Genomic DNA, 22,987 nt, shown 5'->3' on the forward strand with positions numbered 1-22,987 from the left:
CGGCGGCGATAAAGACTCTACATCACGCACGCCGTCGCCGCCGCCAGAACCAGATATCGCCCGAGCTTGGCGACGCCAACTAGGAGGAGAAAGACGGGTAGCGGCTCCTTCATGATCCCGGCCGCGAGGGTTAGCGGATCGCCGATGACCGGCATCCAGCTTAGCAGCAACGACCATTTCCCATAGCGGCGATACCAACGCCGCGCCCGCTGGAGACCGGCTTCCGACACCGGGAACCAGCGCCGGTTACGGAAACACTCGACGCCGCGCCGATGATCCAGTTGACGACCGAGCCGGCCACGTTGCCAAGGCTCGCTGCGGCGACCAATGCCCAGGCCGCGAAAGAATCGGCCAGCAGCAGCCCGATCAGCGCGGCTTCCGACTGCATCGGCAGCAGGGTGGCAGCAAAGAAGGCGGTGAGGAACAGGCCCAAGCAGGCCGCCAGTGTGCTCAAGCACCGGCCCCGCGATCGCGCGGCGAAGCCGGCCATCTTGTATGATGGCGGTCGATGACGAAGGCATGGCGGTGCCGATATCCGCCATCGGCGGCAGCCGCATCGGACAGATGCGGATGGCTCGCCTCGAGCGTGTCATGCATATGGTCGAGTTCGTCGGGATCGGCCGCGGGCCAGAGGACCGCAGCGGCCGATACGGCGGCGGCGGCCAGCAGCCCCAGCGCAACGAAGGTGATCGGGAGGCCAAACGCGGCGCCCAGGCGCTCCGCGAAGGTCGCTGCGATAGGGGCCACCCCCACATAGGCGACCATCTTGATGGCGAGCGCCGTTCCCAGCACCGCATCCGCATCGGGACCGGCGAGATCATAGGCCAATAGCCCCAGCGCGATCGTGGCAAGCCCTGTTCCGATAAGCGCGATAACCTGTGCCAGGAAGAGGTGGCGATAGGTGCGGTTTCCAAGAACCTGCAACATAGGAACCTCACAAGTACTTGGTTATTTCCTTGAATTCGTCGATCGAACGACGATCGTCCTTAACAAGCGGCCCGACCACGTCGTCGAGACAGTGGTCGAGGTGGTTCTGAATCAGCGTCCGCTTGGCTTGTGCGATGGCCTTTTCGACCGCGTGAAGCTGCTGCGCGATATCGAGGCATGGCCGACCAGCTTCGATCATCTCGACGATCCCGCGCAAATGGCCGTCCGCACGCTTGAGGCGCATTGTGATCGCGGCGTGGGATCTGTGGGCATCGGATTGTTCGCTCATCCAGATATCCTATCCCCCTGGAGAGGATATTGTAACGAGCCTGCCGCCGGCGTCGCCTCAACCCCATGATCGTCGATAAGCCGTCGGCGTCGTCCCGAGCCAGCGCTTGAACATGGCGGTGAGAGAAGCCTGCCTTTCAAATCCCAGCGACGACGCCACCGTGCCGATCTCGTAGCCTTGGACCATCTTTCAGACGCCGCCGTCGCATGGTGGCTGGCTACTTTCTCGTTGCCACGCCAGCGGCGAAGATGCCCAACAGGGTAAGAAGCGCGATGCCGAGCGTAACATAGCGTGCGGAATCCACCGCAGATTCCCCGCCTGCCGCCATCAGCGTGCCAGCGAGTGCGGAAGTGATCGAGAAAGCAATAAGCTGTGTGATGGTGATCGCAGCAGCAGCCTTGCCTCCTTCGGCGGGATCATGTGTGCTGCTCATCGCTGCAACACCGAGCAGCGGCCACGCCAGTCCGATGCCGACGCCGGCAAGCGCGAGGACAGCCGCCCAAATCAGCACCATCCCGATATCGGCACCGAACACTTGTAGAAGTCCATAAGCGATCAGCCCAGCCGTCAACAGCAGTGGGCCGACGCGGATGGCGCGGCGGCGGCCGCTCTCACTCTTGACCGAAACAATGAAGAGCTGGGCGATGACCCATGCCAGCGAAAGAACTGCGCCAAGGAAACCGGCGATCAGCGGCGAAAGGCCCGCCAGTTGCTGACCAAACAGGGGGATGAAGTTCTCCACCATCACGCCCGCGCTCAGGGCAGCGACCGTGAGATAGACCCATTTCAGGGAGTTGCCACGCCGATAGGTGATGTGCGGAAGGATGGTCTCTTTTGCTCGCCGCTCCACGACGACGAAGAGCCAGAGCAGCACGATGCCAATTCCGACCATTGCCAGCGTTGGCCAGCCTATCGGCACGATGGCGCTGAGGCTGATAGCGATGGTCGCAAGCACAAGCGGAATGAGGGAGGCGACGGGAACAGGTGAACGATGCCCCGATCCAGCCATGCGGCCGAACGCGCGTTGAGCGATGATTCCGAACAGCAGCGAAACGACCGCCAGCGCACCGTAGGACCAGCGCCAGAGGCCCAGTTCTGCGAACACGCCGCCAAGCGCCGGCCCGAACAGCGTCCCCAAGCCCCACATGGCCGACACGACGCCGGTTGCCCGCGCCCAATGGCGTTCGGGAAGTGCTGCACGAATTACCGCATAGCCGAGTCCTGCCAGCAAACCGCCGCCAAGTCCTTGCACGACGCGACCGACGATCAGCGGTTCCATCGTTGGGCTGGCGGCATTGGCCGCTGCGCCGAGAGCGAAGACGACGAACGCCGTAACATAGGCAAGCGCCGGCCCCTTCCAGTCGAGAATGCGGCTGACGAACAGCGAGGCTACGATTGCCGAGATAACGAACGCAGTCGTCACCCACGCATAATATTGCTGCCCGCCAATATCCGCGACGATGGAGGGCATCAGTGCGGCGGTGAAATAGAGGTTCATGGCATAGAGCAGCACGCCGCTTGCCATGACCAGAACAATGGCGAGGTGGCGGCCGGACAGAAGATCGGACCATCCGTCCAGATGCGCCGCAGGCGCATTTGCGGGATCGGCCGAACCGGCCGGGGTTGGTGAGCTATTCATCGGGGATTCTCCGAAAGGGGGAAGTTCAGTTGGCTGCGCGCCGGACGGCCAAGGACAGCCCCAACACGACTAGCGAGACGAGCAGGACAATGCTGGGAGCGACCGCATGGCCGTAATCAGCGTTCAGCAGTGTCGTGAGGGAAGCAGCGGCCATCACGAGCGCGCCAAGGCCGGCTCCATAGGGCCGCGAGCCAGCGCGGATCAGCATCAGCCCAGCCGCCAGTTCGAGAATGGCGGTGATGTAGTGGAACCAGTCGGGGTAACCCCAAGCCACATAGGCCGCCGCATTTTCCTCTGAGATGAAGATGTTGCCGTAAGCGCCGAAGAGAAAGAAAGCTGCCAGCAGCCAAGCCAGGCTGGTCGCTATGATCGGAAGGGGTCTGTTCATGTGGCCTCGCATCTTGGAAATCGGACCGGCTGAGGCAGCATAGGACTGGACCAACCAGCCGTTCCGACATAGATTGAATGCTCACTCTAGTTATGATCGACGTGTGGTCAAGCTATATTAGAGCGATCATTCTATGTTTATGGAGGCCCCATGGTCCGCAAGCGCGTTCCCGAGCAGCATGAAGGCAGAAGGCAGGAGATTCTCGCAGCGGCGCATAGGTGCTTCCTGCGCCATGGTCTGCAGGGCGCGTCGATTTCGATGATCTGCAAAGAAGCGGCGATGAGCCCCGGCCACCTCTATCACTACTTCCCCAGCAAGGACGCTATCATTGAGCAGATGGCGGATGATTACCTTGCCAGTCTCCACAGCCATTTCAGCGGCCACCCCGAGGACGAACAGACGGCGACTGTTCTGCTATCGGAATTGTGGAGCATGAAGGGGTGGGACGATCTCGGTCATTGCCGCATTCTGTTCGAGTTGCTGGCAGAAGCGGGGCGTAACGAAAGAATCAGGGCCATCCTCAAACAGAACACTGATGGTGTTCGAACATTGCTGGCAGAAGCGCTGACCGCAGGTCAGGCGCGTGGCGAAGTCGATTCCGGCCTTGACCCTAAGCACACCAGCGCGGTTCTGGTGGCGGTCCTTGATGCCGCGCCGATGCTGCCGTTGATGACAGCGGACCTTGACTTCGAGGAGAGCCGCAAACTGGTCACGACAATGGTTGGCCGATTTCTGAAGCCTCAACAATGAAGCGGATTATGAAAATGGGGGATGGCGGCCGGTCGAAGCATTGGTGCCAGTCGCGCCAAAAACTTCCCTTTGATGTCGCGGATCGCGTCAAGTCATGACAGATGTTTCACAGCTAACCTCGCCCGACTTGTCCGGGTTGCAAGCATTTCTGGCGCTGTGTCTCTATACAGCCGTAACATCGGTCACGCCCGGACCGAACAACATGATGGTGCTGGCATCCGGTGTTAATTTCGGCATTCGGCGGACATTGCCACATATTGCGGGCATCAGCATTGGTTTCGCCGCGATGATCGTCATCATGGGGATGGGCCTTGGAGTGATTTTCGAGGCGTATCCCATGCTCAACACCATCCTGCGATGGGTTGGCGGCGCCTATCTTCTGTATCTGGCATGGAAGATCGCCGGGGCCGCAGCACCGGAGAATGCAGAAAGATCGGCTGCCAGACCCTTGGGCTTCATTGGCGCTGCTGCGTTCCAATGGGTCAACCCCAAGGCATGGGTCATGGCGCTCGGTGCCGTCGCCACCTATCTTCCGGGCTCTCCCTCGTTGTCGTCCGTCGCCGCAGCTGCACTGCTGATGGCAGCGATCAACGCACCCTGCGTCGGCATCTGGGCGGCGTTCGGTGTTGGCCTCCGCCGGCTTCTTACGGAGCCTGCGAAGCTGCGCGCCTTCAATCTCACCATGGCAGCGCTGCTGGTTGTCTCGCTCTATCCAATCTTTGTGACGTAGAGCCAGCTGCTGTTCGCTAAATCGGCATCGAAACACTCCGCAGCGCCAGTCGGAACGGATGACGATCCCGGCTACGCTTCATTCCTCGAATTCAAGATAATCACGTTAAATGCGGATGGAATCTGATGGCAAATACTGAACACATGATCGTCGTAACCGGTGGCCCCGGTTCCGGCAAAAGCAGTCTGATCGATGCCATGGCCCAGCGCGGCTTCCGCACCATGCCCGAGGCCGGCAGGGCGATCATTCGAGACCAGATCAGGATCGGCGGTAAAGCTTTGCCTTGGGCGGATCGCGCACTCTTCGCCGAACTCATGTTGGGCTGGGAACTGCGTTCTTATCAGGAGGCACTTGCAAGTGACGCGCTTGTCTTGATGGACCGTGGTATGCCGGATGTTGTTGGTTATCTCACACTCTGCGGCCTGCCTGTGCCTGCTCATTTCGAGACGGCGGCCAAAACCTACCCTTACAACAAGCGGGTTTTTCTCGCCCCGTATTGGGATGCCATCTTCACGCAAGACACTGAGCGCAAACAGGACAGGCAAGAGGCCGAGGCGACCGGTATGGTCATGGCTGAGACTTATGGCAGGCTTGGCTATCAGATAGTCGAGCTGCCGCTGGTGGGAATCGAGCAGCGGGCCGACTTCGTTGCTGAAAATTTGAGAGCTTAGAGCGAAGTGACAGTCCTCATCCAATTGGCGCTAACTCATCCAGCAACTTCCGAGGCCGCGCCGGTTTCGCGCTCCGTCAAGACGCGATCGATCAAACCCCATTCCAACGCTTCTTCCACCGTCATGAAGCGGTCGCGGTCCATGGCTTGTTCGAACTCTTCATAACTGCGTTTGCAATGCTCCGCGTAGAGCCGGGTCATGCGCTGCTTGGTTTTCAGGATCTCCTCGGCATGGATCAGCATATCCGACGCCTGCCCTTGGAATCCGCCTGATGGTTGGTGAATCAGGATGCTGGCGTTCGGCAATGCCGCGCGTTCGCCGGGTTCGCCGGCCATCAGCAGGAATGACCCCATCGAGCGGGCCGTCCCCATACAAAGAGTATGCACCGGAGCGCGGATGTATCGCATGGTGTCATACATGGCGAGCCCGCTGGTAACGACGCCACCGGGAGAATTGATGTATAGCTGAATTGGCTTCTTGGGATTCTCGGCTTCCAGAAACAGTAGCTGCGCGCAGACGAGCGCGGAAACGGTGTCGTTGACCTCACCGTTCAGGAAAATGATCCTCTCGCGCAGAAGGCGGGAATAGATGTCGAAAGAGCGTTCGCCACGGCTGGATTGCTCGATGACCATAGGGACGAGTTGCATCGCTTCGCGCATAGGCGAACTCCTGTCTTCTAGATTTTGATGTGTTGTTTGAGGTGCTATGCTGCGAGCATAAGCACGGGCCAATTGTTGTTCGCGGCAGGGGGTGTTCGCCGAACGGATCGGGCGTCCACAAGATGATGGATGATCCTCAACCTCGTGCCGCCATAGACATTGGGACCGACTTGGAACGTCACAATGCTTTCGAGGAAAGGCGATTCTTCTTCGCGCATCCGATAGCGGACTTCCTCTCCCGGTTCTGCCGAGATCGGGACAGCATCGGCCAAGTCTTTTTCAGGCAGCCATTTTTCTCGAAGCTCTGGAATACTAATCGCCCGCCAAACCATTTCAGGGGGAGCGTCGATTTCATATTCCACGACGAGATTATCCTTGGGCTTCTTTGCCTCCGTGTCGCTCATTGGTCCATGTCCCTTAGTAAGCTCTTCAAAGCGTCAATTCTCGCAGGCCAATAGGCCCGATACTTCGCCAGCCATTCCGCGATGAGTGCCAGCCCCTCTGGATCGACCTCATAGTTCACAAAGCGGCCCTGACGTTCTTCCCGCACCAGCTTGGCGTTGCGCAGGACAGAGAGATGTTGCGACATCGCCGGCTGACTAATTTCCATACCCTGCCGCAGTGTGACGGCGTTCATGCTGCCGGACGCCAGCTTCTCGAAAATCGCGCGGCGTGTCGGATCGGCCAGAGCTTTGAATATGTCGTTCGGGATCATAACAATAGATAAGCGCACACTTATCTGATTCGCAAGGGCGAACCATCATCACAACATAATCCCTCGTTGCCGCCCTAGCTGCCACGACACCGATCCGCCCTGAACGACGCCCATAACCTCGCGACCGAGCTGTCGGTCTATGACCGGCCGCCATGGGACCAAGGTAAACTCGTGGGACTGCTCGACCACGGCGAACTTGCCGCTCGATAGCTGCACGGTGCCGGTGAATTTGCCGCTGATGTTCTCGCCGTCCGTGGCGGCACGGAAAGGCAGGCCCTTGCTCTCGGCCATCTCCCCGCCAACACGGGCAACCTCGCGCTCGCGCAGGGTGGCGAGAAGGCTGCTCCGGTAGAAGATGCGGCCATTCCGTGCTCGGGTAGCGTCGCCTTGCTCGATATGATGCTCGCGGCGCTGGTCCATGGCCTCGCGCACCTGCTGGCCGAAACCGGCCGGCGCAATATCGGCGGTTTCGCTGTGGATCAATCGCCGGTCCAGCCACGTCGCGCCGTCCGAATGTATCTGCCTTTCCAGATTGATGGGTGACAGGACGCGAACACTGGCCTGCCGGTCTCGGCCGGCATCGTAGTCGGCGGCGCGGCTAACCAGATCATTGGGGATGCGCCATTGGTCGGCGTCGATGCGCTCGACGATCCCGGCGCGGCGCAATGCCTCCAGCCGACGAACATGGGCATCGACATAGCCCTCATAGTCGCCACCGGGAACGCGGCCCTCGAATTTCGCCTGTTCCAGGGTCGATAGATGCCGTCCTCGGCGATGGCGGTGATGGTGCGGTCGGACGGCCGGGCTGTCGCCTCGGCCGGGCCGATCTGGATGACGCCGCGGATACGGGCTTCCGTTGACGACCCTGATGCAAACGCTGGCGGTCGATTCAATTGCCCACCGGAGATGACAGCGTCATTGTTGAGGCAGGCCATCGAATAAGGATTGAGAAAACTATATGGCCAAATGGCCTGCCTGGACGCTTTGAGAGAAAGATCACCATCAGCCCGGTTGAGCTTGGTGACGCACAGTAGCCATCCTGAACATCATACGGACCTCGGCTTCCGGATCGTCTCGAACCCATAGCAATGCGTGAGGGAACGAACGCTGGATGAAACGCCGAGGCGGATGCGACTAACGCTCGTTTAGAGTGCTATAGCGTAAACGTAGTTGTCATCTTCACCCGGTGCAGCGCTCCGCCTTCCTCATCGGCCAGAGTTTCAAGACGGCCACCGAAGAAGTCGATGCAATTTGCGGCCCCTCTCATCGTCGAGAATCCTTCGTTCAGCGCGGCTCCGATGCTTTGTTTGCCGCGTCGCAACTCTGTCATCGTTTTCCGTGCTCACGACGATCAGGAGTGTTGAACGCTGGCGTCGCGTTCGGCGACGCCTTCTCGTTCCTCACGGACATGGGAGAGCATATCGAGCAGGACGTCGCCCACATGCTGATCGGAGATTTCGTAGAACATCTGCTTCGAATGTCGGACCCGCGTTACCAGCCGCGCGCCGCGAAGCAGTCGCAGGTGGTGGCTGACGAGCGACTGCGACAGCTCAAGCGTTTCGGAGATATCGGTGACCGACTTCGGGCCTTCCTCGCAATGGAGGAGAATCCTTAGCCTGCTGGGGTCACCCAGCAGGCGGAATGTTTCGGATAGGAAGTTCAACTCCTGGGTCGAAAGGGGATCTGCCTTGTTCAACGGTTTTCCTTTCCAGCTTTCCGAGTGAACCCATGAAGAGTGGACGGTCAGTGCGAATGCCCTGCGTGGGACACAGCCGCCTTGCTCGGCTCCTCCAGGGTGCAACTGGCCACGCCGTCCCAGTCGATCCCGATCGTCGGGTGCTCGATCTTGAACTGCGTCTTCAGCTCGTGGTCGACTTGCTGCATGACGGTGCGCACATCGACGCCTTCCATCGGCTGCACCTGAAGGGTTGCCAGCACACGGCCGGAAGTCAGCGACCAGACATGGACGTGGTGGACGCTCTGGATGCCGGGAACGGTCTTTCGAAGATGCTCGGAGATCTTCTCCGCGCCGGCGTTGTCGGGCGCACCTTCGAGCAGGATATGCAGCGTGTTCCTGAGCAGGCTCCAGGCGCTGCGCAGGATCAGCAGCGACACGAACACCGACAGGATGGGATCGATCGGGGTCCAGCCAGTGTACCAGATGACGATGGCGGCAATGATCGCGCCGACCGAGCCGAGCAGATCGCCCATGACATGCAGCACGGCGCCCTTGACATTGACGTGATCGGAGTCGCCGCGCGTCAGATACCAGAGGACGAAGAGGTTCACGAGCATGCCGATGATGGCGACGACGAACATCGAACCGGCCATGACCGGCTGCGGCTCTTGGAAGCGCTCGATGGCCTCGTAGACGATCCAGGCGACGATGCCGAACAGGGTAAGGGCGTTGATGAGGCCCGCAATCACCTCGAAGCGGGCATAGCCGAAGGTGCGCTGGCTGTCGGCGACGCGGCGGCCGAGGCGGAAGGCAACGTAGGCGAGACCGAGCGCGATGGCGTCGGTCAGCATATGTCCCGCATCGGCAAGCAGCGCGAGCGAACCGGAGATCACACCGCCGACTGCCTCGACGACCATGAAGATGAAGATGATGAAGAAGGAAATGAGGATCTTGCGCTCGTTTTCCTTCGTTACGGTCGGTACGTGTGAGTGATCATGATCGTGGCCGTGGTGGTCGCTGTGGGAGTGAGAGTGGTCTGCCATAGGTCGGTCCAGTGGTTGCGTTCAGTCTAAACACTTGAATACATGTTCAAGTGTTTATTGTCAACCGGCCCGCGTAAGAAATTTGAAAGCTATTCGAAGGCACCGCAAAATCACGTAAATTTCCCGACAAGTGGGCTTGACCTTGTCACCGTTGGAATCTGCACGATGCCCCCTCGAATGGGTGACGCATGCGGAGGTAGAGGTGATTGCTCAGACGTGACCGCGAGCCTGAAATCCAGATGCGGCAACTCCACTATGTGATTGCAGCGGCCGAGCATGGCAGCTTCCGACAGGCGGCGATAGCGGTCGGCGTTCGAGAATCGGCGGTCAGCCGCCGCATCCGCGATCTGGAGGATCAGGCCGGTGCGGCGCTGTTCATTCGATATCAGCGGGGGGTGGTCATCACCGAGGCGGGACGGAAGTTCCTGACGCACGCTCGGAGGGCGATCGCGGAAATCGATCTGGCCGTGAAGGAAGTGAGAGCTGCGGGCCGCGCCGAAAAGGGCGTGCTACGCATCGGCATATTCTCGTCCCTCGCCTCGGGCTTCATCGCCGATCTGCTGGAGCGATACGCAGGGGAGCATCCCGGTGTTCGCACGAGATTCATCGAAGGCACGCCTGCCGACCACAAGGCCGCTGTCCGGCACCACGAGATCGACATCGCCTTCCTGACGGGCGAGCCGCACGTCGCGGGATGTGAGGTGACGCGGCTGTGGGCCGAGCGCGTGTTCGTCGTCCTGCCGGAAAAGCATGAGCTTGTGGCAAGGGAGGAGATCGAATGGGCCGACCTGCGCGACCGGCATTTCATCGTCAGCGAGGCGGAGCCTGGTCCCGAGATCCACGACTATCTCGTCAAGCATCTCGCCGAGCTGGGCCACCATCCGAGCGTCGAGCAGTGCCCGGTCTATAACCGGGACACGCTGATGCAGTTGGTGGCTCTGGGAAAAGGTATCTCGCTCACCAGCGAGGCCACGACGGGGACCAGATTCCGGGGCGTGGCGTATCGGCTTCTGGTGACGGAAGAACTGCCGTTCTGCGCGGTCTGGTCGCAACGCAACGACAATCCGGCGCTGCGCCGGATGCTGAGCCTCGCCCGCAACCTGTCGGCGAAACGGTTCGGGACTCGCCCGATCAGCGACGATCAGGCGTGACCGAGCGGCGGGCCTTGGCGAACCCGCGGTCGGTGGCGATGAAGCGCTCCAGCATGGGCACGATGAGCTTCATCGGATCGGCGACCGGCTGGCCGGTGTCCCGCCCCAATATCTGCGCGTAGGTGGCAAGGTCATCGGCGAGCGCAGCCGGCAGCTCAAGCGTGACCTTGACCGGCTTGTCGTTGGCGAGCGGACCGAGTTTCAGCTTGGTCATGGATCATCCCCTGTAGGGTTCGAGGACCAGATCGCGGGTCACGATCATCCGGACCGGGAAGCCCGGCCGGATGGTCAGCGTGGGGGCGACCTGCAATTGCCGCTGGATGATCTGCTGGCCCGCCTGATTGATCGTATCCTGCGAGCCGTCGCGGATCGCGCGGATCAGGCGGTCCTCGTCGCTCGTCGCGAGTTCGGCGCCGACGGCAAGCAGGGTGGAGAGCCCGGCCGCCTTGGCGAGATCCCACCAGTGGTAGTCGACACCATCCTCTAGCCCGGCATAGCCTTGGCTGTCCGCGCCGGGCTGGCGCTCCAGCACGATCGAGCGACCATTGGGGAAGATCAGCCGGTTCCAGACCAACAAGACCCTCCTTTGGCCGAACTGCACGCTGTTGTCGTACTGACCGATGATGCGCGTGCCCTGCGGCACGAGGAGAACGCGGCCGGTCGGGCTGTCATAGATGCTTTCCGTGACCTGCGCGGTGATCTGGCCGGGAAGGTCGGAGCGGATGCCGGTGATCAGTGCTGCCGGGATGACCGCGCCCGCCTGAAGCACGAAGGGCGATGCCGGAGCCATGACGCGGTCGGTCGTGGTGGTCCGGCGATCGACGGCGGCGTTGAGGAAGGCGTTCTGCCGGTCCTGCGCGGTATTTCCGCCGAGGCCGAGCCCGGCGAGATTGGGCAGACCTGCGCCGGCGGCCGAATCCGCGCCTGCGGTTGGGTTCGTGCGTGTCTCGGTCTGGAAAAAGACGCGGCTCGTGCGTGCGGCTTCCTCCTCGGCGCGCCGCCGCTGCTCTTCCTGATCCACGGTTGGATCGGGGACGGTGGGCGGAACGACGGGCTTGCCCTCGTTCTGCGCGCTGAGGATCGGCCGGCCGAGATCGCCGGGCAGTGCCGGGCCGAGGACCGGCCCGGTATAGTCGCGTGGAAGGCCGGCGAGCCCATCGGCCGTCGCCCGGTTCTCGGTCGAATAGAGTTCCTCGCCATCCGCGCCGCGATCGCGGGTCTGGAGCGCATAGATCAGCGCGCCGCCGATACCGAGCGAAACGATGAGGCCGGCTCCGGCCAGCGCCTTGCGCGATAGGCGCGTGACGCGCGGGGCTTCGGCGCGAAGGCGCATCGGGGCAGCATTGTTGTTTCCGGTGTCTGTCATGACGACTGCCCTCCCTTGTCCTGGCGGACATTCGTTGCGCGCGAGGAGCCGTCGATGCGTTCGATCCTGACGGTCTGCTGACGCTTGCCCCCGCCAAGCCGCAGCTCGGCCGCGCCGAACAGGCGATCGACGATCAGCACGTTGCGATAGGTGCGCGTATTGGCGATCTGGGCCTCGCCTTCGGGGCCGATCACGAAGATCGGCGGCAATTCGCCCTGGACGATGCCGCGCGGAAACTCGATGTAGACGCGCCGCCCGTCGTCATAGACGGAGACCGGCTTCCACGGCGGATTGTCGCCGGATGCGAAGCCATAGCGATAGTTCCGCGCCGCCACGGCCGGGATAACCGGCGTTGTCGGTATCGCCTGCGCCGAGCCTCCGCGGGCGCGCGGATAGGACCAGGCGACGGACGGCATGTAGGGTTTCTCGCGCGAGCGCAGCTCGATCATGTAGGTGCGCCGGTCGGTGGTGATGACGAGATTGGTCGAGATTTCCGCGCGCGACGGTTTCACCAGCACATGCACGCGCCGCGTCTCGCCGGAGCCGCTCTCGGTGTCGCCGATGATCCAGCGTGCTGTGTCGCCGGCGGCGATCGGGCCTGCGCCGGTCAGGCTTTCACCCGGCTCAAGCGCGATGTTGGTGATCTGTCCGGGCGAGGCATAGATCTGATAGAGGGCGCCGTCGCTCCACGGATAGACCTGGATAGCGTTGTAATAGCCCTCGCGTCGCGGCTCGACGCGGGCGGCGAGATTGGCGTTCTCGACACGGGCGGTCGGCGTACTGGCTCCGCCGCCGCCCCGGCTCACCGTCCAGGCGGGCGGGATGTGGAGCGGCTTTGGCGTGGTGTCCGTCACAGCCGGTACGGCCGGCAGCGGCGGGACGTCGGAATCGTAGGTGATTGCAGGCGGCTTCTTCGCAGAAGCACATCCGCCGAGCACCGCAGTCGATACCAGCAAAGCCGTGATCACGGATTTACGGAAAGCCGGGTTTGCGGCATTGCGGAAGTGCGGCGTCATTGTCCCAACTCCCGCGACCAGTTGATTGCATTGACGTAGATGCCGAGCGGATTGGCCTTGAGCCGTTCGGCGTCGCGGGGCGGCTGGACGACGATGGTGAGAATTGCCGTCCATCGCTCGGTGGTCGAAAGCTGGCCGTTCTCATAGCGCCGCTCTATCCACGCGATCCGGAAGCTCTCCGGCGAGGCGCGGATGACCGAGGAAACCTCGACGGCAACCTGCTGCTTGCCGACCTTGGTGAAGGGGTCGTTGACGCGGGCATAGTCGTTGAGCGCGGCCGCGCCCCGGTCCGTCGTCCATTCATAGGCGCGCAGCCAGTTCTGCCGCACGATGATCGGATCGGCCGGGACGGAGCGGACCTGTTCGATGAAACGGGCGAGATGCCATGCGATCTGCGGATCGGTCGGACGGTAGTCGGCGGTTGCCGCGGCGACGGTCTGGGCCTGTCCCAGCTTGTCGACCTGAACGATCCAGGGAACGACGGTGCCCCGCGCCGACTGGACGACAAGAGCGGCGGCGAAGCCGGCCGACAGCGCCAGGCATCCGAAAGCCATAAAGCGCCAGTTGCGCGCCTGGACGCGGGCGGAGCCGATACGCTCGTCCCATATCTGGGCAGCCTTCTGATAGGGGGTCTCGGGTTGCGGCGTCTTGCCGTAGTGGGTGGCGGGTCGTCGGAAGAGGTTCATGAGCGGTCGCTTTCGGAGAGATTGACGGAAGAGCCGGAGCCGTGGCTGTCGCCGGAGCGGACCGCGTGGGCGGCCGCGGAAACGCCATGGCTCATTGCCTGGCCGCGCTTCATGCGCTGCGCCCAGGCCGGCGGGGTATTCACAGATCCGGCCGCGGCAGCGCCGGCGGAGGCGTCATTGGCGGCCTGCCCGCCACCTCCGACGGTTCCCATGGTCGAAGAGCCGCCCGTCGTTTCGAAAGCGCCCTTGACGCCGCCGGTGTGGCTCGACTTGAGGCTCTCAGCGGCGCGGGCGAGACCGCGACGCAGCGGCGAGGCAGCGCCCGAACCGGCGGCGCGCGCCACGCCGCCGAGACCGGAGGCGATGCCCGACATGCCGGACTGTCCCATCGAGCCGAGCGTATAGGCCGAGGAAGCCGCGCCGGCGGCGGCAGCGCCGCCACGCGCGGCGGCCGCACCTCCAGACAAAGCGAGCGCTCCGCCCTTGGCGGCCAGCACGGCTCCGCCGCCTGCGGCGAGCGCTGCGCCTCCGACCGCCAGCCCTGTGCCTACGGCGGCGCCCGCGCCGAGTTGAGGTCCGCCGGAGACGAGGCCGTTGGCGATGCCGGGGCCGAATATGCCGAGGCCGAGCAGGGAGAGCGCGGCGAGCACGATCGCCATGGCCTGGTCGATGGTCGGCGTCGCGCCGCCGAAGCCGGCGGTGAACTGCGAGAACAACGTCGAGCCGATGCCGATGATGACGGCGAGAACCAGGACCTTGATGCCGGAGGAGATCACGTTGCCGAGCACCCGCTCGGCCATGAACGCGGTCTTTCCGAACAGGCCGAAGGGGATCAGGACGAAGCCGGCCAGTGTCGACAGCTTGAACTCGATCAGCGTGACGAAGAGCTGGATCGCCAGGATGAAGAAGGCGAGGATGACCAGCACCCAGGCGAAGAACATGCAGGCGATCTGGATGAAATTCTCGAAGAAGGCGATCCAGCCCATGAGGTCGGAGATGGAATCGAGCAGCGGCCGTCCGGCGTCGAGTCCGGTTTGCGCCACCTTGCCGGGGCGCAGGAGATCGGCGGTGCTGAAGCTGGTTCCGGAGCCCTTCAGGCCGAGTCCGGCGAAGCTGTCGAAGACGATCTTCGCGAGGCTGTTCCAGTTGGAAATCAGGTAGGCAAAGACCCCGACGAAGAGCGTCTTTTTCACCAGCCGCGCCATGATGTCGTCGTCAGCGCCCCAGCTCCAGAACAGGGCCGCAAGCGTCACGTCGATCACGATGAGGGTTGAAGCTATGAAGGCGACCTCGCCGCCGAGCAGGCCAAAGCCGCTGTCGATGTAGGACGTGAAGACCGAGAGGAAATTGTCGATGACGCTGGTGCTGCCCATCTGCGCTCACCGTGCGTCATTCGCCGCGGGCGCGACCGGCTGCGGCGTGCGGCCGAGAAAGCGATCGCGGGTCTCGGCCCAGACGCGCAGGCATCCGGCATCCTTGCCGGCGGCCTCGCCAAGCTGCTGGCACCGTCGCTGTTCGACGCGAAGCGCATCGATCGAGCGCTCGACGGCCCGCGCCGGCTCCGGGACATTTACCTCGTCCTTGCGGGTCAGCTCGATGGCCGTCGCTGTGATCGCGACAGCCACGAAGACGACGGCGCCCAGCCGGGCCAGCATCTTGCCGTCCATGGTCGTCCCCCTTCCTGCGTCTCAGTTGCCGTTGAACATCTTGGCGTTTCCCGGCTGGTAGCCGGAGCCGGGCGTGAGGAAGCGGCGGCGCTGCTCGCGTCCCTGCTCGGCGGCCGCTGAACGCTCGGCGTCGGTGAGCGCCTGCGCCCGGCCGTTCGCGGCGATCACGGCGGTCAGGTCGGCGAGCTGCTGCGCCTGAAGGGCGAGGAGCTGGTTGCCGGCCTGGGTTGCCTGAAGTGCGCCGGTCGCGCCCTGGCTCTGCCCGACCAGCGCCGACATCTGGGTACGGTTGGTGTCGATGTTGCCGACAACGGTGGCCTGGACGCGCATGGCGTCCTGCAGACCGCCGACGGTGTTCTGCCAGCGGGTCTTCGCGTCCTCGATCAGCTTGGCGTCCGAGGCGGTCAGCGAGGCGTTGCCGTATTGCGTCTTGAACGCCTGATCGATCTGGCCGACGTCGAATGCGATGTTCTGCGCCTGGCTCAGGAGCTGCTGCGTGCGCTGCACGGACTGCTGGAGCTGCTGGAGCGAGGAGAACGGCAGGCTCGCCAGGTTCTTCGCCTGGTTGATGAGCATCTGCGCCTCGTTCTGGAGCGACGTGATCTGGTTGGTGATCTGCTCCAGCGCGCGGGCGGCCTGAAGGACGTTCTGGGCGTAATTGGTCGGATCGTAGACGATCTTCCAGGCGTGTGCCGGGGTGGTCAGGACCGGAGCGACGGCGAGCGGTACGGACAGCACGGTGGCGGCAAGCAGGGCGGCGGAGATGCGAGGCGAGGTGGGCGTCATGTTTCAGTTCTCCTGTTCGGGCTGGGGGTCGAAGTTGACGAGATCGGGGATGAGGTCCGCGGCCCATGCGACGTCGCGCGCCGCGAGCCACGCGGGCAGGAAGCCGTCGCGGCCGTGTTCGGCGACGATCTGGTCGATGAGGGTCTGGTCGGATTTCGAGGAGGCCGCGCAAAGCGCGAGCCCGACTTCCGACAGGCCCAGCTCGAACATCCGGTTGCCGCGCCGCGACTGGCAGTAGTAGTCGCGCTTCGGCGTGGCGCGGGCGATCAGCTCGATCTGGCGGTCGTTGAGGCCGAAGCGCCGATAGATCGCCGTGATCTGGGGCTCGACCGCGCGTTCATTCGGCAGGAGCAACCGGGTCAGGCAGCTTTCGATGATGGCGGGCGCAATGCTGCTGCCATCGATGTCGGACAGCGATTGCGTGGCGAAGATCACGCTGGCGTTCTTCTTGCGCAGCGTCTTCAGCCATTCGCGGAGCTGGCCGGAAAAGCCGTCGTCGTCGAGCGCCAGCCAGCCTTCGTCGATGATCAGGAGCGTCGGCCGGCCGTCGAGCCGGTCGCCGATGCGATGGAAGAGATAAGCCAGCACCGCCGCGGCGGAGCCGGTTCCGACTAGCCCCTCGATCTCGAACGCCTGTACGGACGCCGAGCCGAGATGCTCGCTCTCGGCGTCGAGCAGGCGGCCATATGGACCGCCGACGCAGTAGGGGCGCAGCGCCTGTTTCAGGTCGTTCGACTGGAGCAGCACGGCAAGGCCGGTGATGGTGCGCTCCCCGACCGGCGCGGAGGCGAGCGAGGTCAGCGCGGTCCAGAGGTGCTCCTTGACCTCCGGTGTGATCTGCACGCCCTCGCGCATCAGGATGGCGACGATCCAGTCGGCCGCCCAGGCGCGTTCCGGCACCTCATGGATGCGGGCGAGCGGCTGGAGGGAAACCGAGGTTTCCGAGCCATCGGTCAGGTCGCCGCCGAGATCGTGCCAGTCGCCGCCCATGGCGAGCGCCGAGGCGCGGATGCTGCCCCCGAAATCGAAGGCGAAGACCTGCGAGCGCTTGTAACGACGGAACTGCAAGGCCATGAGCGCGAGCAGCACGGACTTGCCTGCGCCGGTCGGGCCGACGACGAGCGTATGGCCGACATCGCCGACGTGAATTGAAAGCCGGAACGGGGTCGAGCCTTCGGTCCTGCCATACAGCAGCGGGGGCGCGCCGAGATGCTCGTCCCGTTCCGGCCCCGCCCACACGGCGCTGAGCGGCATCATGTGGGCAAGGTTGAGGGTGTTGACCGGCGGCTGCCGGACATTTCCGTAGACGTGGCCGGGCAGGCTGCCGAGCCAGGCATCCACGGCGTTGATGGTCTCGGGCATGCAGGTGAAATCGCGGCCCTGGATCACCTTCTCGACCAGCCGCAGCTTCTCGTCGGCCACGCGGGCGTCGCCGTCCCAGACGGTCACGGTGGCGGTGATGTATGCTTCTCCGGCGAAGTCCTGGCCGAGTTCCTGAAGCGCGAGATCCGCATCCTGCGCCTTGTTCGCGGCGTCGGTGTCGACGAGCACGGATTGCTCGTTGGTCATCACCTCCTTGAGGATCGCGGCGATCGATTTGCGCTTGGCGAACCACTGCCGCCTGATCTTGGTCAGGAGGCGGATGGCATCGGTCTTGTCGAGGAGGATCGCGCGCGTCGACCAGCGATATTCGAAGGCGAGCCGGTTCAGCTCGTCGAGAATGCCGGGCGTCGTCGCGGTCGGAAATCCGACAATGGTGAGGATGCGAAGATGTTGCTCGCCCAGGCGCGGCTCCAGCCCGCCGGTGAGCGGCTGGTCGGCGAGCAGCGCATCGAGGTACATCGGTGCCTCCGGCACGCGGACGCGGTGCCGGTTGGTCGAAATTGTCGAATGCAGGTAGGTGAGCGTCTCGCCGTCATCGAGCCATGCGCATTCCGGCATGAAGCCGTCGAGCAGTGCCAGGATGCGATCGGTGCGGTCGGTGAAGGCGCGCAGCGCCTCATGAGGATCGACGCCGGAGCGCTCCCGGCCTTCATAGAGCCACGCTTCCGTGCGGGCGGCTTCCTCGGCGGGCGGCAGGTAAAGCATGGTGAGGAAATAGCTGGACACGAAATGCGCGCCCTCTTCCTCGAAATCGGCCTTGCGCTCGGAATCGACCAACGATGAGGCGGGATCGGGAAAGCGGCTGTCGGGATAGGTCGCGGCCTCGGACCGCTGCGCCTCGACGAAGATCGCCCAGCCGGAGCCGAGGCGGCGGAAGGCGTTGTTGAGGCGGGCGGCGACGGCGACCAGTTCGGCCGCCACGGCGGAATCCAGATCCGGCCCGCGAAAGCGCGCCGTGCGCTGGAACGAGCCATCCTTGTTGAGGACGACGCCGGCGCCGACGAGCGCGGCCCAGGGCAGGTAATCAGCGAGGCGGGCGGAGGTGCGGCGGTATTCGGCAAGGTTCATCATGGCCGCGCCCTCACACCGACAGGTGGCCGGGGATGCGCAGATGTCGGCGCCCGACCTCCACGAAGAGCGGATCGCGCTTGGCCGCCCAGACGGCGGTGAGATGGCCGATCATCCAGATCGCGAGCCCGACCAGCCAGAGCCGCAGGCCAAGGCCGACGGCGCCGGCGAGCGTCCCGTTCATGATGGCGATCGAGCGCGGCGCGCCGCCGAGCAGGATGTGCTCGGTCAGCGCGCGATGGACGGGAACCGAGAACCCCGGCACGGCGTCGAGCTGTTCGAAGCCGGCCGCCATCAGATGAGCGCCCCGCCGCCGAACGAGAAGAAGGAGAGGAAGAAGGAACTGGCCGCGAACGCGATCGACAGGCCGAAGACGATCTGGATGAGACGGCGGAAGCCGCCGGCCGTATCGCCGAAGGCGAGCGTCAGACCCGTCACGATGATAATGATCACGGCCACGATTTTCGCGACCGGCCCTTCGACGGATTCGAGGATCTTCTGAAGCGGCGCTTCCCACGGCATCGAGGAGCCGGAGGCGTGGGCGGACGGCGCGGCCGACATCATCATGATGGTGACGAGCGCGGTCGAACTGGCGAGCCGGTCGTATGCTCCCCGCAGCACGGAGGACCTGGGCGGCTTGGCCGGAACCGGCGGAACGGTCGTGATCGGGGCGGAAGCGGGCGACTTCATCAAGGTTCTCCTGTGGGGGGCTGAGTTGCGGGAATGACGTGGTAGTCGCCGTCGGCGGTGAGCCCTTCGACGCGGGCGAGCTGGGCGAGACGGCGGCCGGAGCCTCGGCCGGCGAGCACGGCGACGAGATCGATGGTCTCGGCGATCAGGGCGCGCGGGACGGTGACGACGGCTTCCTGAATGAGCTGTTCGAGGCGGCGCAACGCGCCGATCGCCGTGCCGGCATGGATGGTGCCGATGCCGCCGGGATGTCCGGTGCCCCATGCCTTGAGAAGATCGAGGGCCTCGGCGCCGCGCACCTCGCCGATGGGAATGCGGTCAGGGCGCAGGCGCAGCGACGAGCGCACGAGATCGGAGAGGGTGACGACGCCCTCTTTGGTCCGCATGGCGACGAGGTTCGGCGCGGCGCATTGCAGCTCGCGGGTGTCTTCGATGATGACCACGCGATCCGCGCCCTTCGCCACTTCGGCCAGCAAGGCGTTGGTCAGCGTCGTCTTGCCGGTCGACGTGCCGCCGGCGACAAGGATGTTGGCGCGTGACTGGACCGCCATGCGTAGCGTCTGCGCCTGGTCGGCGGACATGATGCCGGAGGCGACGTAATCGGCGAGGGTGAATACCGCGACGGCCGGCTTTCTGATCGCGAAGGCGGGCGCGGAGACCACGGGAGGAAGAAGGCCCTCGAACCGCTCGCCGCTCTCGGGCAGCTCGGCCGAGACGCGCGGCGCTCCGGCATGGACCTCCGCGCCGACATGATGCGCGACGAGCCGCACGATGCGCTCGCCATCGGCCGCCGACAGCCGCTCCCCCGTATCGGCCAGCCCTTCGGAGAGCCGGTCGATCCAGAGCCGCCCATCGGGATTGAGCATTACCTCGACAACCGCGGGGTCCTCCAGAAACCCGGCGATTGCGGGTCCGAGCGCGGTACGGAGCATCCGCGCTCCCCGCGTCGTCGCCTCGGTCTGTTGGAAGGATCGCGCCACGTCGTCCCCGTCCGGTAGCGGGCACGCCCCATGCGCAGCCCTGGATCGGGGATGAGTAAAAGAGCCCGAAGTCGGGCCGATTCAACAAGTATCGGTCGTAGTAGTGCGGTGGCGTGCAAAGACAGGAAAACGGCGGAGTCCGCTCGTGACGGTGATCCCGGTGGGCGCGCGCGAAAACCGAATCAGTTGCTTGGACTTATCTGTTTTCGCGGCGCGGTGGTCAGATTGCGGACTGTATAATTCGCCTCGGCCTACGGCGTGCCGCCCTCGTCCTTGCCCGCCGCGTCCATGTCCTCCGAAACCTCCTGCCGGAGCTTCGGGCCTTTGACGAGCCGCTGGCCGAGGACGGCGACGAAGGCATCGTAGCGTTCGCCGGCCTTCGCCTTCGCGGCCTGCGCGGCAGGCTCGGGCAACGCGGGCGTCGTCGTGAGCCAGAAGCGGACGAAGACGGCCAGCGTCTCGACGGCGATGCCGAGATCGCGCTCCAGGCGCGTCATGCGGCGGTCGAGCTGATCGAGGCGCTTGGCGACGACCGCCTCCCGGCGCTCGGCATCGTCGGGTGACAGGAAGGACGCGATCGCGGCTTCGGCGATCAGCGAGCGCGACTGGTCGCGCCGGGCCGAATAGGCAACGAGCGCCTGCATGACATCGGGATCGAGATAGACGGACAGGCGCTGCTTTTTCGGTGTTCGGATCATCGCGGGCCTCACAGGTCGATGCCGTCATTGGGATCGAGCGAAGCCTGCCGCGCGACCTGCCGCATAAGCCGGTTCATCCGGCTGTTGCGAACGGTATCGTCCTCGCTGTCGTCGCCGGGATCGCCGCCGAACTCGTTGTCGATCGGCTCCTTTTTCTCGACGGTTTTGACGCGGCTGAGTTCAGGCTGGTGCCGCCGCTCGGATTCGGTCGGATCGTCGTCATCCTCGCCAACGCCGGAGACCGGGGTCAGATCGACCTCCGGCCGCTGCGGCAGGGGCAGGCTGCTCCAGTCGTCCGGCTCGACATTCTCGGAGACCAGCGCCGGGGGCGGCAGGACCCTTTCCTGAAAACGCGGGTCCTCGAAGTAGCGGGCCTTCTTCGCCCGGATCGGCGGCGTGCCCGCCACCATGACGATTTCGTCGGCGGGCGGAAGCTGCATGATCTCGCCGGGCGTGAGCAGCGGTCGCGCCGTCTCCGAGCGCGACACCATCAGGTGGCCGAGCCAAGGGCTCAACCTGTGCCCGGCATAATTCTTCATCGCCCGCATCTCGGTCGCCGTGCCGAGCGCGTCGGAGACACGCTTGGCCGTCCGCTCGTCATTCGTGGCGAAGGCGACGCGGACATGGCAGTTGTCGAGGATCGAATTGTTCGGCCCGTAGGCTTTCTCGATCTGGTTCAGCGACTGCGCGATCAGGAAGCTCTTCAGCCCGTATCCCGCCATGAAGGCTAACGCACTCTCAAAAAAATCCAGCCGGCCGAGTGCGGGAAACTCGTCGAGCATGAGGAGCAGACGATGGCGATCGCCCCTCGTCTCCAGCTCCTCGGTGAGCCGGCGGCCGATCTGGTTGAGGATCAACCGGATCAGCGGCTTGGTCCGGTTGATGTCGGAAGGCGGGACCACGAGATAGAGCGTCGTCGGGCGCGCAGCGCCGACGATATCGCCGATCCGCCAGTCGCAGCGGCGCGTCACCTCGGCCACGACCGGATCGCGGTAGAGGCCGAGGAACGACATCGCGGTGGAGAGCACACCCGAGCGTTCGTTATCGGATTTGTTGAGCAGCTCGCGCGCCGCGCTGGCGACGACAGGGTGCGGCCCGGCCTCGCCCAGATGCGCCGTTCGCATCATCGCGTCGAGCGTGGCTTCGATCGTCCGCTTCGGATCGGAGAGAAAGGCGGCGACACCGGCGAGCGTCTTGTCCTTCTCGGCATAGAGGACATGGAGGATCGCGCCGACCAGAAGCGCGTGGCTGGTCTTCTCCCAGTGGTTCCGCTTCTCCAGCGAGCCCTCCGGGTCGACGAGAATGTCGGCGATGTTCTGGACGTCGCGGACCTCCCACTGGCCCTTTCGCACCTCGAGCAGAGGATTGTAGGCCGAGGAGCGCGCATTGGTCGGATCGAACAGGAGGACGCGGCCGTGCCGCGAACGGAAGCCGGCGGTCAGGCTCCAGTTCTCGCCCTTGATGTCGTGGACGACGCAGCTTCCCGGCCAGGTCAGCAGGGTCGGCACGACGAGGCCGACGCCCTTGCCGGATCGGGTCGGGGCGAAACACATGACATGCTCCGGCCCGTCATGGCGCAGATAGGAGCGATCCATCCGGCCGAGCACCACGCCATCCGGGTCGAGAAGACGCGCGGCGGTGATCTCCTCCGGCCGCGCCCATCGCGCCGAGCCGAAGGTTTCGACCTCCTTGTTCTCGCGCGCCCGCCAGACCGACATGCCGATGGCAACGGCGATGGCGATGAAGCCGCCTGATGCCGCGACGAGGCCGCCTTCCATGAAAACGGACGGCGCATAAGCGTCGTAGAAGTACCACCACAGGAAGAAGGACGGCGGATAGTAGACCGGCCATCCGGCGAGTTCGAACCATGGGGTGCCGAGCTGCGCCTGAAACCCGAGCCGCCACGCGGTCCACTGCGTCGCCGTCCATGTCGTCGCGAGGACGATCAGGAAGACGGTGAGGATCTGGCCCCAGAGGATTTTCGTGGCGGACATTGCGGGGTCCTTT

27 protein-coding genes and 2 pseudogenes are annotated in these 22,987 nt (G+C 64.1%); 4 read left to right on the forward strand and 25 right to left on the reverse strand.

The features are described 5' to 3' along the window. Positions 1-17 precede the first annotated feature (17 nt). The 6 genes and pseudogenes from P7L68_RS06655 to P7L68_RS06680 all read right to left on the reverse strand — a co-directional run bounded on the left by P7L68_RS06655 (position 18) and on the right by P7L68_RS06680 (position 3,243). Positions 18-454, reverse strand: a pseudogene (locus P7L68_RS06655) (YqaA family protein). A gap of 257 nt (positions 455-711) precedes the next feature. Continuing rightward, positions 712-927, reverse strand: a pseudogene (locus P7L68_RS06660) (MFS transporter); the annotation flags it as partial. Between the two features lie 7 nt (positions 928-934). Further along, positions 935-1,216, reverse strand: a complete 282-nt coding sequence (locus P7L68_RS06665) for a metal-sensing transcriptional repressor (RefSeq protein WP_024899650.1) — start codon at positions 1,214-1,216, stop codon at positions 935-937. A 57-nt stretch (positions 1,217-1,273) separates the two neighbouring features. Next, positions 1,274-1,402, reverse strand: coding sequence for an AraC family transcriptional regulator (locus P7L68_RS06670; RefSeq protein WP_003500177.1), 129 nt, complete (start codon positions 1,400-1,402; stop codon positions 1,274-1,276). A gap of 31 nt (positions 1,403-1,433) precedes the next feature. Continuing rightward, a complete protein-coding gene (locus P7L68_RS06675) occupies positions 1,434-2,855 on the reverse strand; it encodes an MFS transporter (protein ID WP_003500174.1) in 1,422 nt (473 codons plus the stop codon). Between the two features lie 25 nt (positions 2,856-2,880). Beyond that, entirely contained in the window at positions 2,881-3,243 is a 363-nt protein-coding gene (locus tag P7L68_RS06680; RefSeq protein WP_003500172.1) for a DoxX family protein, read from the reverse strand. Between the two features lie 150 nt (positions 3,244-3,393). On the opposite strand from P7L68_RS06680, the gene P7L68_RS06685 reads away from it, so the two are divergent. The 3 genes from P7L68_RS06685 (at position 3,394) to P7L68_RS06695 (ending at position 5,394) form a co-directional block, all read left to right on the forward strand. Continuing rightward, complete coding sequence (locus tag P7L68_RS06685) at positions 3,394-3,993, forward strand: TetR/AcrR family transcriptional regulator (RefSeq protein WP_003500170.1); 600 nt, start codon at positions 3,394-3,396, stop codon at positions 3,991-3,993. A 94-nt stretch (positions 3,994-4,087) separates the two neighbouring features. Then, positions 4,088-4,723 carry a LysE family translocator gene (locus P7L68_RS06690; protein ID WP_024899649.1) on the forward strand — a complete coding sequence of 212 codons (636 nt, stop codon included), beginning with the start codon at positions 4,088-4,090 and terminating at the stop codon, positions 4,721-4,723. Positions 4,724-4,848: 125 nt separating this feature from the next. Continuing rightward, positions 4,849-5,394, forward strand: coding sequence for an AAA family ATPase (locus P7L68_RS06695; RefSeq protein WP_024899648.1), 546 nt, complete (start codon positions 4,849-4,851; stop codon positions 5,392-5,394). Positions 5,395-5,429: 35 nt separating this feature from the next. Here P7L68_RS06695 and P7L68_RS06700 read toward each other — a convergent pair whose 3' ends face one another. The 6 genes from P7L68_RS06700 to P7L68_RS06725 form a co-directional block, all read right to left on the reverse strand. After that, complete coding sequence (locus tag P7L68_RS06700; RefSeq protein ID WP_024899647.1) at positions 5,430-6,053, reverse strand: ATP-dependent Clp protease proteolytic subunit; 624 nt, start codon at positions 6,051-6,053, stop codon at positions 5,430-5,432. Positions 6,054-6,097: 44 nt separating this feature from the next. Then, positions 6,098-6,457 (reverse strand): SRPBCC domain-containing protein, encoded by a 360-nt coding sequence (locus P7L68_RS06705; RefSeq protein ID WP_024899646.1) that lies wholly within the window; start codon positions 6,455-6,457, stop codon positions 6,098-6,100. Beyond that, positions 6,454-6,768, reverse strand: a complete 315-nt coding sequence (locus P7L68_RS06710) for a helix-turn-helix transcriptional regulator (RefSeq protein WP_003500156.1) — start codon at positions 6,766-6,768, stop codon at positions 6,454-6,456. The genes P7L68_RS06705 and P7L68_RS06710 overlap by 4 nt, the downstream gene beginning before the upstream one ends. A gap of 48 nt (positions 6,769-6,816) precedes the next feature. Beyond that, entirely contained in the window at positions 6,817-7,662 is an 846-nt protein-coding gene (locus tag P7L68_RS06715; protein WP_080600487.1) for a DUF3363 domain-containing protein, read from the reverse strand. Positions 7,663-8,119: 457 nt separating this feature from the next. Beyond that, a complete protein-coding gene (locus P7L68_RS06720; RefSeq protein WP_035243485.1) occupies positions 8,120-8,464 on the reverse strand; it encodes a helix-turn-helix transcriptional regulator in 345 nt (114 codons plus the stop codon). A 47-nt stretch (positions 8,465-8,511) separates the two neighbouring features. Next, positions 8,512-9,489, reverse strand: coding sequence for a cation diffusion facilitator family transporter (locus P7L68_RS06725; protein ID WP_024899644.1), 978 nt, complete (start codon positions 9,487-9,489; stop codon positions 8,512-8,514). Between the two features lie 206 nt (positions 9,490-9,695). On the opposite strand from P7L68_RS06725, the gene P7L68_RS06730 reads away from it, so the two are divergent. Next, complete coding sequence (locus P7L68_RS06730; protein ID WP_003500137.1) at positions 9,696-10,640, forward strand: LysR family transcriptional regulator; 945 nt, start codon at positions 9,696-9,698, stop codon at positions 10,638-10,640. Here P7L68_RS06730 and P7L68_RS06735 read toward each other — a convergent pair. From P7L68_RS06735 to P7L68_RS06795, 13 genes are all read right to left on the reverse strand, one after another. After that, positions 10,621-10,854, reverse strand: coding sequence for a DUF2274 domain-containing protein (locus P7L68_RS06735; protein ID WP_003500135.1), 234 nt, complete (start codon positions 10,852-10,854; stop codon positions 10,621-10,623). The genes P7L68_RS06730 and P7L68_RS06735 overlap by 20 nt on opposite strands. A 3-nt stretch (positions 10,855-10,857) precedes the next feature. After that, positions 10,858-12,006 carry a TrbI/VirB10 family protein gene (locus P7L68_RS06740; RefSeq protein ID WP_024899643.1) on the reverse strand — a complete coding sequence of 383 codons (1,149 nt, stop codon included), beginning with the start codon at positions 12,004-12,006 and terminating at the stop codon, positions 10,858-10,860. Beyond that, a complete protein-coding gene (gene trbG, locus P7L68_RS06745; RefSeq protein ID WP_003500131.1) occupies positions 12,003-13,022 on the reverse strand; it encodes a P-type conjugative transfer protein TrbG in 1,020 nt (339 codons plus the stop codon). Before trbG ends, P7L68_RS06740 begins: the two co-directional genes overlap by 4 nt. After that, on the reverse strand, positions 13,019-13,708 hold the full coding sequence (gene trbF, locus P7L68_RS06750) for a conjugal transfer protein TrbF (RefSeq protein ID WP_003500130.1): 690 nt from the start codon (positions 13,706-13,708) through the stop codon (positions 13,019-13,021). Before trbF ends, trbG begins: the two co-directional genes overlap by 4 nt. Beyond that, entirely contained in the window at positions 13,705-15,081 is a 1,377-nt protein-coding gene (gene trbL, locus P7L68_RS06755; RefSeq protein ID WP_003500129.1) for a P-type conjugative transfer protein TrbL, read from the reverse strand. The genes trbF and trbL overlap by 4 nt, the downstream gene beginning before the upstream one ends. Before the next feature lie 6 nt (positions 15,082-15,087). Further along, entirely contained in the window at positions 15,088-15,375 is a 288-nt protein-coding gene (gene trbK-alt, locus P7L68_RS06760; RefSeq protein WP_003500127.1) for a putative entry exclusion protein TrbK-alt, read from the reverse strand. Between the two features lie 21 nt (positions 15,376-15,396). After that, positions 15,397-16,161: a P-type conjugative transfer protein TrbJ gene (gene trbJ / locus P7L68_RS06765; RefSeq protein ID WP_003500125.1), complete on the reverse strand. Its 765-nt coding sequence runs from the start codon at positions 16,159-16,161 to the stop codon at positions 15,397-15,399. Between the two features lie 3 nt (positions 16,162-16,164). Continuing rightward, a complete protein-coding gene (trbE, locus tag P7L68_RS06770; RefSeq protein WP_003500123.1) occupies positions 16,165-18,615 on the reverse strand; it encodes a conjugal transfer protein TrbE in 2,451 nt (816 codons plus the stop codon). A gap of 10 nt (positions 18,616-18,625) precedes the next feature. Then, entirely contained in the window at positions 18,626-18,907 is a 282-nt protein-coding gene (locus tag P7L68_RS06775; RefSeq protein ID WP_003500121.1) for a VirB3 family type IV secretion system protein, read from the reverse strand. Continuing rightward, the gene (locus tag P7L68_RS06780; RefSeq protein WP_234825348.1) at positions 18,907-19,179 is read right to left on the reverse strand and encodes a TrbC/VirB2 family protein; all 273 of its coding nucleotides are present in this window, start codon (positions 19,177-19,179) and stop codon (positions 18,907-18,909) included. Before P7L68_RS06780 ends, P7L68_RS06775 begins: the two co-directional genes overlap by 1 nt. A 122-nt stretch (positions 19,180-19,301) precedes the next feature. Beyond that, positions 19,302-20,234: a P-type conjugative transfer ATPase TrbB gene (trbB, locus tag P7L68_RS06785; protein ID WP_003500105.1), complete on the reverse strand. Its 933-nt coding sequence runs from the start codon at positions 20,232-20,234 to the stop codon at positions 19,302-19,304. 299 nt (positions 20,235-20,533) lie between these two features. Continuing rightward, positions 20,534-20,980, reverse strand: a complete 447-nt coding sequence (locus P7L68_RS06790; protein WP_003500104.1) for a hypothetical protein — start codon at positions 20,978-20,980, stop codon at positions 20,534-20,536. 8 nt (positions 20,981-20,988) lie between these two features. Then, positions 20,989-22,974, reverse strand: coding sequence for a conjugal transfer protein TraG (locus tag P7L68_RS06795; protein WP_003500103.1), 1,986 nt, complete (start codon positions 22,972-22,974; stop codon positions 20,989-20,991). Positions 22,975-22,987: the final 13 nt, after the last annotated feature.

It is taken from the genome of Tistrella mobilis, assembly GCF_041468085.1.
Classification (GTDB): domain Bacteria; phylum Pseudomonadota; class Alphaproteobacteria; order Tistrellales; family Tistrellaceae; genus Tistrella; species Tistrella mobilis_A.